A 15,370-nucleotide genomic window follows, 5' to 3' on the forward strand; every position below is an offset into this window, starting at 1 on the left:
AGGTTGAGTACTTTTCGGTAGTCTAGGAACATGTCCGAAATCGCGATTATCGTCGAGGGTCAGCCACGTAAGGTTGAAGTCGATCAGAAGCCAACTCATATCTTCGCCGAGAACAAGGAGATCGTGGTCTGCAAGATCAACGGTGTTCTTCGTGATCTCTGGACGGACCTAGCTGACGGCGATGTCGTTGAAGGTGTCTCAATCTCTTCACCTGAAGGTCTCGCGGTTCTTCGCCACTCCACCGCGCACGTCATGGCGCAGGCAGTGCAACAAGTATTTTCACAGACACGACTTGGAATCGGTCCACCGATCACAGATGGTTTCTATTACGACTTCGACCCACAAGAACCTTTCAATCCGGATGATCTCGAGAAGATTGAAAGTGCAATGCGCAAGATTGTTAAGGAAGGTCAGCGCTTTAAACGTCGCGTAACAACAGAGGCGGATGCTCTCAAAGAATTAGCGCACGAGCCGTACAAGTGCGAACTCATAGGACTCAAGGGTCCGCAAGGTGATGATGCAAGTGTTGAAGTGGGTGGGGGAGAACTCACTATTTATGACAATCTTGGGCGTGATGGTCAGCCTGTCTGGTCTGATCTCTGTCGCGGTCCGCACCTTCCATCGACAAAACACATTCCTGCATTTAAGTTGATGCGTAGCGCTGGTGCTTACTGGCGCGGCTCTGAAAAGAATCCAATGTTGCAGCGCATCTATGGAACTGCCTGGCCGTCACAAGATGAGCTCAACGCCTATCTTGAACTCTTAGCTGAAGCCGAAAAACGCGATCACCGTCGCCTTGGACAAGAGCTTGATTTGTTCTCATTCCCTGAAGAAATTGGTTCGGGACTTGCCGTCTTTCATCCCAAGGGTGGAATCATCCGTCGTGCAATGGAGGATTACTCTCGTAAGCGCCATGAAGATGAGGGTTATGAGTTTGTTTACTCTCCACACTTAACAAAGGCTGCGCTCTTCCAGAAGTCAGGTCACTTGGATTGGTATTCAGAAGGTATGTACCCGCCAATGATTATGGATGAAGAGCTTCACGAAGACGGTACTGTCAAACGTCCTGGCCAGCAGTACTACATGAAGCCGATGAACTGCCCTTTCCACAATTTAATTTTCCAATCACGAGGCCGTTCCTATCGCGAACTTCCATTACGTCTCTTCGAATTCGGAACTGTCTATCGTTATGAAAAATCCGGTGTCCTTCACGGTATTACTCGTGCGCGTGGATTCACTCAAGACGATGCGCACATTTACTGTACAAAAGATCAGATGCCTGGCGAGCTCGATTCGCTTCTGACCTTCGTTCTGAACTTGCTCCGTGATTATGGTCTCGAAGATTTTTATCTTGAGCTCTCAACCCGTAATCCTGAAAAGTCAGTAGGAGAAGATTCCGATTGGGAAGAAGCAACGGAGGCACTTCGCAAAGCTGCTCTCGCTCAAAATCTAGAACTCGTTCTCGATGAGGGTGGAGCGGCCTTCTACGGTCCCAAGATTTCAGTACAAGCTAAGGATGCAATTGGACGTACCTGGCAGATGTCTACTATTCAGGTGGACTTCCAGTTGCCACAGCGATTTGAGCTCGAATATGCAGCATCAGATGGAACTCGTCAACGCCCAGTAATGATTCACCGCGCACTCTTCGGTTCGATCGAGCGCTTCTTCGGTGTACTTACCGAGCATTACTCAGGAGCGTTCCCAGCATGGCTCGCACCAGTGCAGGCTATTGCTATTCCTGTTGCCGATACTTTCGCAGATTACATGTACGACGTTGTTGCACAGCTCAAGAAGGCTGGCATCCGTGCCGATATTGACGCCTCCGATGATCGTTTCCAAAAGAAGATTCGCAATGCTCAGTTGCAGAAGATTCCATTTATGCTGATTGCAGGCGAAGAAGATATGAAGGCCGGGGCAGTTTCATTCCGGTACCGCAACGGCGATCAGAAGAATGGCGTACCAATCGCAGCTGCAATTGCGGAGATTGCAAAGGTTGTTGCAGAGAGAACTCAGAACTAACCATGTCTGAGGATCTTAACGGCGGAGCAGGAATGCCAGATGGTTGGCAACGTCTCTGGGCTCCCCACCGCTTAGATTACTTACGCGGAGAGAATCGACCGCTCGACGGCAACGATGTGCAATGTCCTTTCTGTCGCATCCCAGGTCTCTCAGACGAAGAAGGATTGATCGTTGCACGCGGTGAACATGCCTATGTGGTCATGAATCTCTACCCATACAACCCTGGACACCTACTGGTATGTGCCTATCGCCATGTCGCAGACTTAACTGAGTTAACTCTTCAAGAGCGTCATGAGATCACCGATATGTCTGCGCATGCGATGCAAACAGTACGCAAAGTCTCCAATGCTGAAGGTTTTAATTTGGGAATGAACCAGGGTGCAATTTCTGGAGCTGGCGTTGCGGCGCATATTCATCAACATATTGTTCCGCGATGGTCAGGCGATGCGAACTTCATGCCGATAATTGGCAAGACTAAAGTTTTGCCACAACTCCTTACCGTAACGAGAGATGAATTAGCTGCCGCTTGGTAATTGCTTCAGGAAATCTTGCACAATATCTAGACCCATACCGTTAGCTGCATTGACTGGAATAGCGGGAAAGAGAATTCCCGCCGCAAAGGCTCCTTCTTCCATCTCAACCATTTGTTCGCGATACTCCTCTTGAAAATCTGCAACAAGTTCACGAAGTTCAGAATCACTCTCACCGATAGTTGGGGGATTTGTTGAGTAATCACGGGTAGATAAATCCTCTAACGAGATGGTTCCGACGGGAGAGCCATTCTCGCCATGCAGAACTAAATATGGAGTGACAAGAGGATCAAAGACTCGATTGCCTATCAACACTGCATCATCGAAGTCCATCTCCATGCCATCCAGCACGGTAACTATGACCATGCGCGGCGTCTGAAGTTCATCAAAACCATGCCAGAGCTCTATCGTCTGAGCATCAATTCCAGCGGATGGATTAATGGCGAATATTGCTACATCACACGCTGGATCGACTTCTTGAGATGCTGCTCCGCCGATAAGCTTCGCGAACTTTTCCGGTGTAGCACTGACATGCCCATAGATTTTGATGGATTTCATAGCGTCGTGGCTAGTTGAACTCATAGAGGTAACTCTACGATGTGGCTATGGTGAGTTCAGCATTGAAGCCCGCAATGAGTCGTGTGATTGAGCCCATCGCACGATTTGCTATTCGAGCGAAGATCACGCCGAATGCTGTCACCCTTATAGGTACCTTCGGAACCGTTCTCTCTGCAATCTACTTCTATCCCAAAGGCGAACTCTTTATCGGAACGCTGCTCATATCTTTCTTTGCTCTCAGTGACCTCTTCGATGGGGCGATAGCTCGTCTTTCAGAACATGGGGCAAGTGCATGGGGAGGTTTTCTCGATTCAACATGTGACCGCATCACCGATGCTGCCATCTTGGGTGCTCTTGCTGTGTATTGCATCGTGGAAGAGAACGATCTCTATCTTGTTGCGATAGCAGCAATCGTGACAGGGTTCCTTGTGCCGTATATCCGCGCCAAAGCCGAAGCATTTGGAATCGCCTGCACGGTTGGGATCGCTGAAAGAACAGAGCGCATCATCCTGGCTTTAACAGGAATCGGGTTCCATGGTTTAGGTGTTCCGTTCATTCTCGCAATTACGCTCTGGTTGCTTTTTGGGCTCAGCGTTATCACCGTCATTCAACGCATTATGGTTGTGCGCAGAGGTCTTGCTCAGTGAAGGAAGAGATTTCTTATCTCGCTTATTTGGCAGGGTGGAAGATTGTTGGGTGGCTTCCAGAGAAGACCGCTTACTCTCTCTTCTTGCGCATCGCGCATTACATGTATGGCAAGAATGGTAAAAGCGTTCGCAGACTTCGAAGAAATTTCTCAATCGTCCGCCCGAATCTCTCACCAGAAGAGCTAGAGAATCTCGTTATTAACGGACTAGAAAGTTATATGCGTTATTGGTGTGACACCTTCCGAATTCACACTTGGAGCTCATCTCGAATTCATAACACTGTTACTACAACCAACGACCAGCTTCTTCTAGATCCTATGAAGAACGGCAAGGGTGTAGTTGTTGCCCTCCCGCATTCCGGTAACTGGGATCACGCTGGTGCGTACTTCTGTCAAGAGGGAATCCCACTGGTCACTGTTGCTGAGATTCTTAGGCCTAAAAAATTGTTTGAGAAGTTCCTGCATTATCGCCAGCAGATGGGTTTCGAAGTACTGGGTTTAGATTCAAGAGCTTTTGTCACTCTCATTAAGCGGGCGCGGGAAAAGCGATTGATTGCTCTCGTCGCGGATAGGGATCTCTCTTCATCAGGCGTTGAAGTTCGCTTCTTCGGAAAAACAGCAAAGATGCCGGCAGGTCCTGCGGTACTCGCTATCAAAGAGGAGATTCCTCTCGTTGTTGCTCACGTTTCATATACACCTGAAGGAATCCACATCGACTTCCATGAGGTTGTTCCACCGTCTGATGGCGACGAAGAAGATCGCATTCAGGAGACAGTCCAGAGGATTGCGAGTACCTTTGAGAGAGGTATTACGGAACATCTAGAGGACTGGCATATGTTGCAAAGAATCTGGATTGACGAAGGAACTTACTCATGACTTTCGAACGTAAACGTATTGGGATTGTCTGTCCATACGGTTGGGATACACCAGGGGGAGTTCAAGCACATATCGCAGATCTTGCTACCTATCTCATCTCACAAGGCCATTTTGTATCCGTCTTAGCGCCTACTTCAGATGAAGATGGACTTCCTGATTACGTCGTCAATGCTGGAAAGCCTATTTCTATTCCTTATAACGGCGCCGTTGCTCGCATCCTCTTCGGTCCCATCGCGTTCGCACGTGTGCGTCAATGGATTGCGCAAGGAGAGTTTGATCTCCTTCATCTCCATGAACCTGCGATTCCCTCCATCTCGCTTCTCGCGTGTTTTGCTGCAGAAGGCCCACTTGTCGGAACCTTCCATGCCTCGGCTAAGAGGCAGAAGGCAATCTTTGCTATCGGTCCAATTCTCGAGCCTGTCATCGAAAAGCTCACCGCCCGCATCGCTGTGAGTGAAGCAGCGCGAGCTACGCTCACCGAACATTTAGAGACAGATGCTGTAGTCGTCCCTAATGGCATCTATGCGAGTAGGCTCGCATCAGGTCACATCAATCCTGAATGGACAGGAAACACCATTGGTTTCATCGGACGCTTTGCTGAACCGCGCAAGGGTCTCGCTGTTCTCGTTCAAGCTCTTCCATCAGTGATAGCTGAAATACCTGATGCCCGCGTTCTTGTTGCAGGACCAGGCGATGCAGCTGAATTCCTCGAGACAGTTCCGCAGAATCTTCGCCATCGATTTACATTTCTTGGTCGCATCACAGAGAAAGAGAAAGCAGACTTCCTCCATTCCATCGGTCTCTATGTTGCGCCAAATACGGGAGGCGAGTCCTTTGGAATTATCCTGGCCGAAGCACTCGCCGGAGGGGCAGCGGTGATTGCAAGTGATATTCCCGCCTTCCAGGCACTCCTCGGAGATGGTCATTACGGATCACTCTTTACATCTGAAGATTCTCAATCGCTGGCAAAGTCCATCGTGACGATTCTCAAAGATTCGCATATGCGTGAGAAGTTCCGAAGCGATGGCAAGATTTATGCTCAGAGTTTTGATTGGGATGTTGTTGCAGAGAGAATCTATGACGTATATGAAATGGCAATGGTTGGGCTCGGCAAAGTCACGCTCTCTTCAGAGAACCGTGGTTGGAACAAGTTCTTAGGAAAGTAAATGAATTTCACATCTCTTTCGATTCTTTTCGTGGTTGCTATCTTCGCGTGGTACCTCAGTTTCCTCGCTACACGACTTGACCGTCTTCATCACCGGGTTGAGACCAGCTGGGCTAACCTCGATGGGTTACTGCAGCGACGCGCCGCCATTGCAATTGAAATCGCACGGTCTGAGATAGCAGATCCTGCTTCGAGCTTGCTCCTCACCTTTGCTGCGCATCAAGCGCGCGAGGCAAGCGTCAAAGATCGATCTCAGGCGGAGACTGGACTATCTGGTGCTTTGGGAATTCTTCTGGAGACATCAGTGGGAGAGCACGGAGCTATCGAGACAGATCTCTTACGTGAACTCAGCGAGCTTAACGAGAAGATTAAAGTTGCTATCTCTCTCCATGTTGAATCGGTACATCGCACACGATTGATTCGTTCACGTTGGCTAATTCGTACCTTCAAATTAGCTGGGCGCGCCCCACTGCCAGTCACCTATGAGTTCGAAGCAGATGTTCTTTAAAAGAATATTCGGCGCGATTTCGGTGGCGATATTGTGTCTTGCAATTTTCGCATTCTTCCCATCGACCTCACTCCATATCTCATCGTTAGAAAGTGGTCCCGTTTCACCGTTGACTGGTGTGGCAGGGGAGGCTGGACCAGTCCTTGTTGTGAAATTGGACGACACTACTTTTGCCCATCCTCAGGTTGGACTTCGAAGTGCAGATCTTGTCTACATCGAGCAAGTTGAAGGCGGGTTGACTCGATTAGCAGCAGTATTCTCTTCGAAGATTCCTTCATTGGTAGGTCCAGTGAGATCTGCACGCATATCCGACATTGAGCTCCTTTCTCAATATGGAAAAATTGGATTCGCTTTTAGCGGCGCCCAGAGACTTCTTCTGCCAGAGATAGCGAAAGCAAACCTCTTTGATGTCGGTGCCAATAAGTTTGGTCCAAAGTTCTATTCCAATGATCCGGCCCGAATCACACCCTATGCAATGATGTTGAAAGCTCCTGATTTAATGACAGAGGCCGTTGCTCGAGAAATGCATTTCGCTCATGCATCGCCCATGGGTTGGACTTTTGGAGATGCTGCGCCGACGCTAAAAAAGATCGAGAGCGCACACATCTCTTGGCCTGCCAGTAGCTACGACGTTACCTGGTCTGTTGATGAAGATCGATGGCTACTGACCCATAATGGAAAGCAAGATGTTGATGACACCGGTTATGTGCTCGGACCTTCAACTTTTGTTGTGCAGATAGTCTCTATTACAGATTCGATCTTTCACGACAAGGTCGGGGGAGTAACTCCATTCTCGGCCACCGTGGGTGAGGGAAGTTGCTACCTATTGCGAGACGGCGGCTATATCCCTTGCACCTGGCGCAGAAATACCCCGGAGAGCGGCACAACCTTCTATGACTTGAATGGTTCGGAAATTTCTTTCGCTCGCGGCCAAATTTGGTTTGCATTGACGGCGAAAGAGCCCGCATTTACCCTGCAAGATGCAACAACTTCTGCCACCAAGTAGACTTCTGAGCCTGAACACTCGAAGTTCATTACATTCGTTCCAAAGGGGTCATTTCAATGTCTGAAGCAACAGGTACAGCACGCGTCAAGCGCGGAATGGCAGAGATGCTCAAGGGCGGCGTCATCATGGATGTTGTCAATGCTGACCAAGCAAAGATTGCAGAAGAAGCCGGCGCATGTGCAGTAATGGCGCTCGAACGCGTACCTGCCGATATTCGCGCCCAAGGCGGAGTTGCACGTATGTCAGATCCTGACATGATTGAAAAGATTCAGGCTGCAGTTTCAATCCCCGTTATGGCAAAGGTTCGCATCGGCCACTTTGTTGAAGCGCAAATCATCCAAAGCCTCGGCGTTGATTACATCGATGAATCAGAAGTTCTTACACCAACTGATTATGAGAACCATGTCGATAAGTGGAAGTTCACAGTTCCCTTCGTTTGTGGTGCAACCAATCTCGGTGAGGCGCTTCGTCGCATCAACGAAGGAGCGGCAATGATTCGCTCAAAGGGCGAAGCTGGTACTGGAGATGTATCTAATGCGATGACACATATGCGCAAGATTGGTGGAGAGATCCGCCGCCTTACAGCAATGCGCGAAGATGAGCTCTACGTTGCTGCGAAAGAGATGCAAGCGCCATTTGCGCTCGTGCAAGAAGTTGCTCAGACTGGAAAGCTTCCAGTTGTTCTCTTCACGGCAGGCGGAATCGCAACACCAGCGGATGCTGCACTTATGATGCAGATGGGCGCAGATGGAGTCTTTATCGGTTCCGGAATCTTTAAATCTGGAAATCCAGCACAACGTGCTGCTGCATGTGTGAAAGCGACTACCTTTTTTGATGATCCAAAGGTTCTCGCAGAAGTTTCACGTGGTCTCGGTGATGCAATGGTGGGTATCAACGTCTCTGATATTCCAGCACCACACCGTCTCGCTGAGCGCGGCTGGTAACTTCTTTTCTCCATGAAGATAGGTGTTCTCGCTCTTCAGGGAGATTTCCGCGAACACATGACCAGTTGCATTCAAGCTGGGCATTCGTCTGTAGCAATTCGTCGGAAATCTGAGCTGGAAGATATTGACGCGCTCATACTTCCTGGTGGAGAGTCAACGACAATTGCGCTGCTAGCAAAAAGTTATGACCTTTTTCAGCCAATCAGAGAGAAAATTTCCGAAGGACTTCCTGTCTATGGTTCATGCGCAGGGATGATTCTTCTTGCAGATCGAATACTCGATGGTGCTCCAGGGCAAGAGACATTCGGTGGCATCAATATGACGGTACGTCGAAATGCTTTCGGGCGACAGGTTGAATCTTTCGAAGGAGAGATTGATTTTAAGGGCGAGAAGATCAACGGAGTATTCATCCGCGCTCCTTGGGTAGAGGAAGTTTCATCTGATGTTGAGGTGCTTTCAACTGCTGCCGGGCATCCCGTGGCCGTTCGTCAGGGAAAGCTCTTTGCGACCAGCTTTCACCCAGAACTGACTGGCGACTTACGAATCCACCAGTATTTTTTTGAAGAGATTTGCCGCTAACCGCTACTCTTACTCCATCTGGTAAGCACAATGTTGAGGTGAATCATGTCAGGCCATTCCAAATGGGCAACAACAAAGCATAAGAAGGCTGTCATTGATAGCCGCCGGGCAAAGAACTTCGCCAAGCTGATTAAAGCGATTGAAGTGGCAGCGCGCAATGGTGGTCCTGATGTCGATGGAAACCCAACACTCTTCGATGCGATTGCCAAGGCCAAGAAGAACTCAATGCCTGCAGATAATATTGATCGCGCGGTTAAGCGCGGTGCTGGCCTTGAATCCGGTGGTGCAGATTGGCAGACCATCATGTACGAGGGTTATGGTCCCAATGGCGTTGCCATCATGATTGAGTGTCTCTCCGACAACCGCAATCGCGCTGCCTCTGAAGTACGTGTTGCTGTCACTCGTAACGGCGGATCGATGGCAGATCCAGGATCTGTTGCTTATCTCTTCAATCGCAAAGGCGTCATCATCGTGAATAAGGCTGCGGGAGTGACAGAGGATTCGATTCTTGAAGCCGCACTTGAGGCGGGGGTCGAAGAAGTTAACGATCTCGGCGAATCTTTCGAAGTTGTCTGCGAAGCATCTGATCTCGTAGCAGCTCGTACAGCACTTCAAGCCGCTGGAATCGATTACGAGTCTGCTGACTCCTCTTTCTTGCCGTCCATGAGTATTCCGCTCGACGCAGAGGGAGCGAAGAAAGTCTTTGAACTCATCGATGCAATTGAAGAGCTTGACGATGTGCAGAACGTGTTCGCTAATTTCGATGTATCTGATGAGGTAATGGCGAGCCTTTGAAAATCATCATGGGTATCGACCCTGGCTTAACTCGATGTGGTGTCGGAGTTATTGGCCAGAAGAACGCCCGTGAACTTTCATTGGTTGAAGTTGGAGTTATTGTGACTCCCATCGACGATCCACTAGAACTTCGTCTGCTCGGTATCGAGCGCGAGATTGAGTCGTGGATTGAGCGCACTTCACCCAATGTCATCGCAGTGGAGCGAGTCTTTGCTCAACACAATGTGCGTACCGTCATGGGAACCGGGCAAGCTGCTGGTATCGCACTTTTGATTGCTGCACGTCGTGGAATTCCTGTTGCAATGCACACCCCATCGGAAGTAAAAGCTGCTGTCACTGGCTCCGGTCGCGCAGGCAAAGTTCAGGTCGCAGGGATGGTAAAGAGAATTCTCAATTTGGAAGTAATACCAAAGCCGGTAGATGCGACAGACTCGCTTGCACTTGCAATCACTCACGCATGGCGGGGAGAAGGAACTTCGCGACTGGCCTCTGCAGCCAAGGCCGAGAAGGAGCGCCTTGCTAAGCTGAGGTCATCATGATTGCCCAGCTGACAGGAACCGTACGACACCTGACTACCGAGAAAGTAATTCTCGAAGTTGGGGGAGTCGGGTATTTGATTTCCATTACGCCTCGAACTTCGATGCAAATTGCCATGGGCGCCATAGCTACGCTCAACACTTCGCTTGTAGTCCGCGAAGATTCTTTAACTCTGTTTGGTTTCCTCGATATGCGCGATCGCGATATCTACGAGACTCTTCAGAGTGTTTCAGGAATTGGACCTAAGGTCGCATTGGCTATCACGGGTGCGATGACCCCAGATGATTTAGCTCATGCAATCGCATCGGACGATATTGCAGCTATCGAGAAGGTTCCCGGAATTGGTCGTAAAGGTGCGCAACGGTTAATTCTTGAACTCAAGGGCAAATTAGTGACAGATTCCTTAGCGCCACAACTTTCCACTCATTCTGCGGTGAGAGATCAGCTCATTGCAGCCCTTACCGGCCTCGGTTTCTCTGCCAAAGAGTCTGATATAGCAATCAACAACACTCTTTCGCAACTATCTGAAAACGGTACAAATCCATCCGATGTTGGAGTTGCAGAGCTTTTGAAGCTGACATTACAGAGTGGCAAAAGATGACCGAACGCATCGTGAGCCCCGAAGTTTCCACCTCTGAAGAGTCAACCGCAGAGCTCGCTCTACGTCCTAAATCTCTCGATGAGTTTGTTGGACAACATCGTGTTCGTGAACAGTTAAGCGTTCTCCTGACCGCCGCAAAGTCGCGCGGTGCATCAGCCGATCACATTCTCTTATCGGGTCCACCTGGTTTAGGTAAGACAACGCTTGCAATGATTCTCGCGGGTGAGATGGGCGCACCTATTCGCATCTCAAGTGGACCCGCTATCACGCATGCAGGAGATCTTGCTGCAATTCTTTCTTCACTCGTGGAAGGAGAGATTCTCTTCCTCGATGAGATCCACCGGCTCTCACGTCCAGCCGAAGAACTCCTCTATATGGCGATGGAAGATTTCCGGGTTGATGTCATTGTTGGTAAAGGCCCAGGTGCAACCTCTATTCCGTTGCAACTTCCGCATTTCACGTTGGTCGGTGCCACTACTCGTGCAGGGTTGCTGCCATCACCTTTACGAGATCGTTTTGGATTTACTGCCCATCTGGATTATTACGAGAGCGAAGAGCTTGAAAAGGTAATTGCGCGAAGTGCGCAACTGCTCAAAGTTTCCATTGATGGCGCAGCTATCGCAGAGATTGCAGGTCGCTCACGCGGAACGCCACGAATCGCCAATCGCCTCCTACGTCGAGTACGTGACCTCGCTCAAGTTTCCGGCAGCAGCGCCCTGACCCACGGACATGCCCTTAACGCTCTGACGATTTATGAGGTCGATGAAAAGGGTCTCGATCGATTAGATCGCTCCGTACTGCTGGCCCTCATCGACCGATTTAATGGAGGTCCGGTGGGGCTTTCGACCTTGGCGATAGCCGTGGGTGAAGAGGTCGAGACTGTTGAAGCGGTCGCAGAACCATTCCTGGTGCGTCATGGCCTCATGGCTCGCACTCCTCGAGGACGTATTGCGACCCCTGCTGGTTATGCGCATGTGGGACGAACACCACCTGCCTCTTTAGCGACTCTTTTCGACACCTCGACGCAGTAGCACCTAGACTCTGCCCTTATGTCCACACCTACAAAAGCAGGTAAGAGCACAGGACGCCCAGCGCGCGCCTTGGCATTTCTTGCCCTCATTCTCGTCGCCCTGACTGCGACAGCCCTTCTTCAGGGAGCAACCTCAGTCCGTCTCGGTCTCGATCTTCGTGGAGGTACAAGCGTCACGCTTCAGCCTCGCGCCTCCAATGACTCTAATAAGGTCACATCAGAGGCTATTGATCAGGCGGTCTCGATTATTCGCCAACGTGTTAATTCACTCGGTGTTGCAGAATCTGAAGTGACAGCACAGGGAAGTGGAGCCAATCGTCAGATTGTTATCTCTGTTCCGGGTGACTCAGGTCGACGTGTGGTCGATCTCGTTGGTCAGACAGCAGAACTTCGTTTCCGTCAGGTACTGGCAACGGCTGCAGGAACCGGTGCAGCGGGTACGGATGCAGCGACTCCAGCATCTGGCGTCAGTGCAGATATCAATGCAAAGTTTGCAGCACTGGATTGCACCAATGTTGCAAATCTTCAGGGCACAGGTGCTGATGCTCCGACGGACACCATCGTGGCATGTGATCGAACTGGAACATCAAAGTTCATCCTTGCTCCCGCTGAGGTACTAGGTCGCCAAGTTTCAAAGGCCGCAGCTGGAATTGATACTCAGGCAGGAAACGTCTGGACTGTTTCACTCACATTTAATGGTGAAGGCACCAAGGCCTTTGGAGCCCTTACTTCGCGTGTCACTTCACTCGCCTCACCTCAAAATCAGGTTGCAATCGTTCTCGATGGATTGGTTGTCTCTGCGCCATCAATTAACGAAGCCATTCCCTCTGGAAATGCACAAATTACCGGCAACTTCTCTCAAACCGAGGCACAAGATCTTGCAAATGTACTGAAGTACGGTGCACTTCCACTGGCCTTCGATCGCGGTGAGGTACAACAAGTTTCTCCAACGCTAGGTGCCGATCAGCTACATGCAGGTCTGTTAGCAGGAGCTCTAGGTCTGCTCCTCGTCTTCCTCTTCTCGCTTATCTACTACCGCGCACTTGGTTTGGTGACAGTGGGTTCCTTGCTTGTCGCAGGCGCCCTTCTCTACTTAACCTTCCTCGTACTTGGCGAAGCAGTCGGATTCACACTAACTCTGGCAGGAATTGCTGGAGCAATCGTTTCCATTGGTATTACTGCAGACTCATTCATCGTCTACTTCGAGCGTGTGCGCGATGAGGCTCGTGAAGGTCGCTCCCTTCGCTCTGCAGTGGAATCTGGCTGGGCACGTGCTCGCCACACCATCATCGTTGCGGACATGATCTCAGTACTTGCAGCGGTATTGCTCTACTTCTTCGCAGTCGGCGGTGTCCGTGGCTTCGCTTTCACGCTCGGCCTCACAACTTTGATCGACCTCTTGGTCGTCTTTATCTTTACCAAGCCAATTGTTTCGATTTTGGCAAAGGTGAAGTTCTTCGCTTCAGGTCATCCACTCTCTGGCTTCTCAGCTAAGAGCATCGGTTCCAAGAATCAAATCACACAGCATGTTTCAGCAGAAGGCGTGGAGGGTTAATCAGATGGCTCAACTATCAGGACTCGGAAGCCGTCTCTACTCTGGCGAGACATCTTTCAATATCATTGGTAATCGCAAGCGTTGGTATTCAATCTCTGCGGTCTTCATTCTTATCTCAATTGTTGCTCTCTTTGTTCAGGGCCTGCATCTTGGTATCGAGTTCAAGGGTGGTTCTTCCTATACAGTCAATAAGACAGGAATCTCTGTAGAAGAAGCTCGCAAAACTATTGAAGCAACTGGCATTCCGGGTGAGGTAATCGTTCAGAAGATTGGCGACTCTAAGATTCGCATTCAAACTGGTAACTTAACTTCTGCTCAATCTTCATCGATTCAAGATGCTTTAGCGGCGAAATTCTCTGTATCAGTTGAATCAATTGATACTCAGATTGTTGGACCATCATGGGGTAAGGAAATTACCAAGAAGGCTCTCTATGGCCTTATCGCATTCTTGCTCGCTGTAATGCTCTTCCTTGCTATGGCCTTTGAACCAAAGATGGCAATTGCAGCTATTGTCGCCGTAGTTCACGATGTATTCATCACAGTCGGTATCTATGCAGTAGTTGGTTTCGATGTGACACCTGCTACCGTCATCGGCTTTCTCACAATTCTTGGATACTCGCTCTACGACACAGTGGTTGTCTTCGACAAGGTTCGTGAGAATACAAAGTCAATTGCAGCATCAGGTAAGAGCACATATTCGGATGCAGCTAACCTTGCGGTCAACCAGACACTTGTTCGCTCCGCTAATACTTCGATTATTGCGCTTCTCCCAGTAGGAGCCATTCTCTTTGTTGGTGCCGGGCTCCTTGGCGCTGGAACACTGAAGGATCTCTCGCTCGCCCTCTTCCTTGGCCTCGCTGTTGGTACATATTCGTCTGTATTTATCGCACCTCCATTCCTTGCAGAACTGCGCGAGAAGGAGCCTGCCATGATTGCTCTTCGCAAGCGGGTAGAAGCTCGTGGGGGAGCAGCGCCTGTTGCTTCTGAGGTTCGCGCAGTTCGTCCATCAACTGGCCGCGGTCCACGTAATCAACCAAAGCGCAAGGGTCGCAAGTAACCCTTCACTTCACATGGCAGACATATCTCTGATTGAGCCACTCCTTGGATCTCTCCGAGAGCACTATGAAAACGTCAACGAAGAACTCGTTCGTCGCGCTTTTGAAGTGGCCAATAGAGCTCATGAAGGTCAGGTTCGTAAATCCGGCGAGGAGTACATCACTCACCCTGTCGCTGTTTCTGAGATTCTGGCTGAGTTAGGTCTTAATACAACGACGGTTGTAGCTTCCCTTCTTCATGACACCGTCGAAGATACTCCTTATTCACTGGATCAACTTCGTTCTGATTTTGGTGATGAAGTAGCAAACCTTGTTGATGGAGTGACAAAGCTCGACAAACTTACCTATGGTCCAACTGCCGAAGCAGAGACTGTTCGCAAAATGGTTATTGCAATGTCTCGCGATATTCGAGTACTCGTCATCAAATTAGCTGACCGAGTTCATAATGCGCGTACATGGGGTTTTGTCTCATCCGAAAGCGCAACACGCAAAGCTCGAGAGACTTTAGATATCTATGCTCCGCTTGCACATCGCCTGGGTATGAATGCCATTAAATGGGAGCTCGAGGACCTCAGCTTTGCCGTCATTGAGCCCAAAAAGTATGAAGAGATTACTCGTCTGGTTGCAGAGCGTTCACCATCACGCGATGCCCTCACCGCTGAGGTTATCTCTGCAGTGCAAGAGGATTTGGCAAAAGACGGAATCGAATCAACTGTTACAGGACGAAAGAAGCATTTCTACTCCGTCTACCAGAAGATGGTTGTGCGTGGCCGTGACTTCACTGACATCTATGACCTTGTCGGTATTCGCGTACTCGTTAATGATGTGAAAGATTGCTACGCAGTACTTGGTTCAATCCATGCACGGTGGAGTCCAATACCCGGTCGTTTTAAAGATTACATTGCAATGCCAAAGTTCAATCTCTATCAGTCGTTGCATACGACTGTTATTGGTCCTAACGGTAAG

At 49.7% G+C, this 15,370-nt stretch carries 17 protein-coding genes; 16 read left to right on the forward strand and 1 reads right to left on the reverse strand.

Annotation, left to right across the window (positions count from 1 at the left end; translation table 11 throughout):
- The first annotated feature begins 30 nt into the window (after positions 1–30).
- Both thrS and ACKOVI_RS06290 read left to right on the forward strand, forming a co-directional pair.
- Complete coding sequence (gene thrS / locus ACKOVI_RS06285; RefSeq protein ID WP_509603232.1) at positions 31–2,019, forward strand: threonine--tRNA ligase; 1,989 nt, start codon at positions 31–33, stop codon at positions 2,017–2,019.
- A gap of 2 nt (positions 2,020–2,021) precedes the next feature.
- Positions 2,022–2,552, forward strand: coding sequence for an HIT family protein (locus ACKOVI_RS06290; protein WP_509603233.1), 531 nt, complete (start codon positions 2,022–2,024; stop codon positions 2,550–2,552).
- Here ACKOVI_RS06290 and ACKOVI_RS06295 read toward each other — a convergent pair.
- The gene (locus ACKOVI_RS06295) at positions 2,535–3,131 is read right to left on the reverse strand and encodes a hypothetical protein (protein WP_509603234.1); all 597 of its coding nucleotides are present in this window, start codon (positions 3,129–3,131) and stop codon (positions 2,535–2,537) included. The two genes, ACKOVI_RS06290 and ACKOVI_RS06295, sit on opposite strands and share 18 nt — an antisense overlap.
- A gap of 23 nt (positions 3,132–3,154) precedes the next feature.
- Between ACKOVI_RS06295 and pgsA the strand changes: the two genes are divergently transcribed.
- The 14 genes from pgsA to ACKOVI_RS06365 all read left to right on the forward strand — a co-directional run.
- Positions 3,155–3,754: a phosphatidylinositol phosphate synthase gene (gene pgsA, locus ACKOVI_RS06300; RefSeq protein WP_509603235.1), complete on the forward strand. Its 600-nt coding sequence runs from the start codon at positions 3,155–3,157 to the stop codon at positions 3,752–3,754.
- Positions 3,751–4,629, forward strand: a complete 879-nt coding sequence (locus ACKOVI_RS06305; RefSeq protein WP_509603236.1) for a phosphatidylinositol mannoside acyltransferase — start codon at positions 3,751–3,753, stop codon at positions 4,627–4,629. Before pgsA ends, ACKOVI_RS06305 begins: the two co-directional genes overlap by 4 nt.
- Positions 4,626–5,795, forward strand: a complete 1,170-nt coding sequence (locus ACKOVI_RS06310; protein ID WP_509603237.1) for a glycosyltransferase family 4 protein — start codon at positions 4,626–4,628, stop codon at positions 5,793–5,795. The genes ACKOVI_RS06305 and ACKOVI_RS06310 overlap by 4 nt, the downstream gene beginning before the upstream one ends.
- A complete protein-coding gene (locus ACKOVI_RS06315) occupies positions 5,796–6,302 on the forward strand; it encodes a LemA family protein (RefSeq protein WP_509603238.1) in 507 nt (168 codons plus the stop codon). It abuts the gene before it with no gap.
- Between the two features lie 22 nt (positions 6,303–6,324).
- The gene (locus tag ACKOVI_RS06320; RefSeq protein ID WP_509603239.1) at positions 6,325–7,308 is read left to right on the forward strand and encodes a DUF3048 domain-containing protein; all 984 of its coding nucleotides are present in this window, start codon (positions 6,325–6,327) and stop codon (positions 7,306–7,308) included.
- 56 nt (positions 7,309–7,364) lie between these two features.
- The gene (gene pdxS, locus ACKOVI_RS06325) at positions 7,365–8,252 is read left to right on the forward strand and encodes a pyridoxal 5'-phosphate synthase lyase subunit PdxS (protein ID WP_509603240.1); all 888 of its coding nucleotides are present in this window, start codon (positions 7,365–7,367) and stop codon (positions 8,250–8,252) included.
- A 12-nt stretch (positions 8,253–8,264) separates the two neighbouring features.
- Positions 8,265–8,831 carry a pyridoxal 5'-phosphate synthase glutaminase subunit PdxT gene (gene pdxT / locus ACKOVI_RS06330; protein WP_509603241.1) on the forward strand — a complete coding sequence of 189 codons (567 nt, stop codon included), beginning with the start codon at positions 8,265–8,267 and terminating at the stop codon, positions 8,829–8,831.
- Between the two features lie 45 nt (positions 8,832–8,876).
- Positions 8,877–9,626 (forward strand): YebC/PmpR family DNA-binding transcriptional regulator, encoded by a 750-nt coding sequence (locus tag ACKOVI_RS06335; RefSeq protein WP_509603242.1) that lies wholly within the window; start codon positions 8,877–8,879, stop codon positions 9,624–9,626.
- Between the two features lie 8 nt (positions 9,627–9,634).
- A complete protein-coding gene (gene ruvC / locus ACKOVI_RS06340; RefSeq protein WP_509603248.1) occupies positions 9,635–10,165 on the forward strand; it encodes a crossover junction endodeoxyribonuclease RuvC in 531 nt (176 codons plus the stop codon).
- Positions 10,162–10,764: a Holliday junction branch migration protein RuvA gene (ruvA, locus tag ACKOVI_RS06345; RefSeq protein WP_509603243.1), complete on the forward strand. Its 603-nt coding sequence runs from the start codon at positions 10,162–10,164 to the stop codon at positions 10,762–10,764. The genes ruvC and ruvA overlap by 4 nt, the downstream gene beginning before the upstream one ends.
- Complete coding sequence (gene ruvB / locus ACKOVI_RS06350) at positions 10,761–11,795, forward strand: Holliday junction branch migration DNA helicase RuvB (protein WP_509603244.1); 1,035 nt, start codon at positions 10,761–10,763, stop codon at positions 11,793–11,795. The genes ruvA and ruvB overlap by 4 nt, the downstream gene beginning before the upstream one ends.
- 18 nt (positions 11,796–11,813) lie before the next feature.
- Positions 11,814–13,349: a protein translocase subunit SecD gene (gene secD, locus ACKOVI_RS06355; RefSeq protein WP_509603245.1), complete on the forward strand. Its 1,536-nt coding sequence runs from the start codon at positions 11,814–11,816 to the stop codon at positions 13,347–13,349.
- Between the two features lie 4 nt (positions 13,350–13,353).
- Positions 13,354–14,406, forward strand: coding sequence for a protein translocase subunit SecF (gene secF / locus ACKOVI_RS06360; RefSeq protein ID WP_509603246.1), 1,053 nt, complete (start codon positions 13,354–13,356; stop codon positions 14,404–14,406).
- A gap of 13 nt (positions 14,407–14,419) precedes the next feature.
- Positions 14,420–15,370: RelA/SpoT family protein (locus ACKOVI_RS06365; RefSeq protein WP_509603247.1), on the forward strand; the 951-nt coding region annotated here is incomplete at its 3' end.

This window comes from Candidatus Planktophila sp., assembly GCF_046070465.1.
Lineage (GTDB): Bacteria > Actinomycetota > Actinomycetes > Nanopelagicales > Nanopelagicaceae > Planktophila.

Excerpts from the sequence above, each read along its gene's own strand:
- ACKOVI_RS06335 (WP_509603242.1), top strand. The coding sequence starts at position 8,877 with ATGTCAGGCCATTCCAAATGGGCAACAACAAAGCATAAGAAGGCTGTC.
- ACKOVI_RS06295 (WP_509603234.1), bottom strand. The coding sequence starts at position 3,131 with ATGAGTTCAACTAGCCACGACGCTATGAAATCCATCAAAATCTATGGG.
- ruvC (WP_509603248.1), top strand. The coding sequence starts at position 9,635 with ATGGGTATCGACCCTGGCTTAACTCGATGTGGTGTCGGAGTTATTGGC.
- secF (WP_509603246.1), top strand. The coding sequence starts at position 13,354 with ATGGCTCAACTATCAGGACTCGGAAGCCGTCTCTACTCTGGCGAGACA.
- ACKOVI_RS06290 (WP_509603233.1), top strand. The coding sequence starts at position 2,022 with ATGTCTGAGGATCTTAACGGCGGAGCAGGAATGCCAGATGGTTGGCAA.
- ruvA (WP_509603243.1), top strand. The coding sequence starts at position 10,162 with ATGATTGCCCAGCTGACAGGAACCGTACGACACCTGACTACCGAGAAA.
- ACKOVI_RS06310 (WP_509603237.1), top strand. The coding sequence starts at position 4,626 with ATGACTTTCGAACGTAAACGTATTGGGATTGTCTGTCCATACGGTTGG.
- pdxS (WP_509603240.1), top strand. The coding sequence starts at position 7,365 with ATGTCTGAAGCAACAGGTACAGCACGCGTCAAGCGCGGAATGGCAGAG.
- thrS (WP_509603232.1), top strand. The coding sequence starts at position 31 with ATGTCCGAAATCGCGATTATCGTCGAGGGTCAGCCACGTAAGGTTGAA.
- pgsA (WP_509603235.1), top strand. The coding sequence starts at position 3,155 with ATGGTGAGTTCAGCATTGAAGCCCGCAATGAGTCGTGTGATTGAGCCC.
- pdxT (WP_509603241.1), top strand. The coding sequence starts at position 8,265 with ATGAAGATAGGTGTTCTCGCTCTTCAGGGAGATTTCCGCGAACACATG.
- ruvB (WP_509603244.1), top strand. The coding sequence starts at position 10,761 with ATGACCGAACGCATCGTGAGCCCCGAAGTTTCCACCTCTGAAGAGTCA.
- secD (WP_509603245.1), top strand. The coding sequence starts at position 11,814 with ATGTCCACACCTACAAAAGCAGGTAAGAGCACAGGACGCCCAGCGCGC.
- ACKOVI_RS06315 (WP_509603238.1), top strand. The coding sequence starts at position 5,796 with ATGAATTTCACATCTCTTTCGATTCTTTTCGTGGTTGCTATCTTCGCG.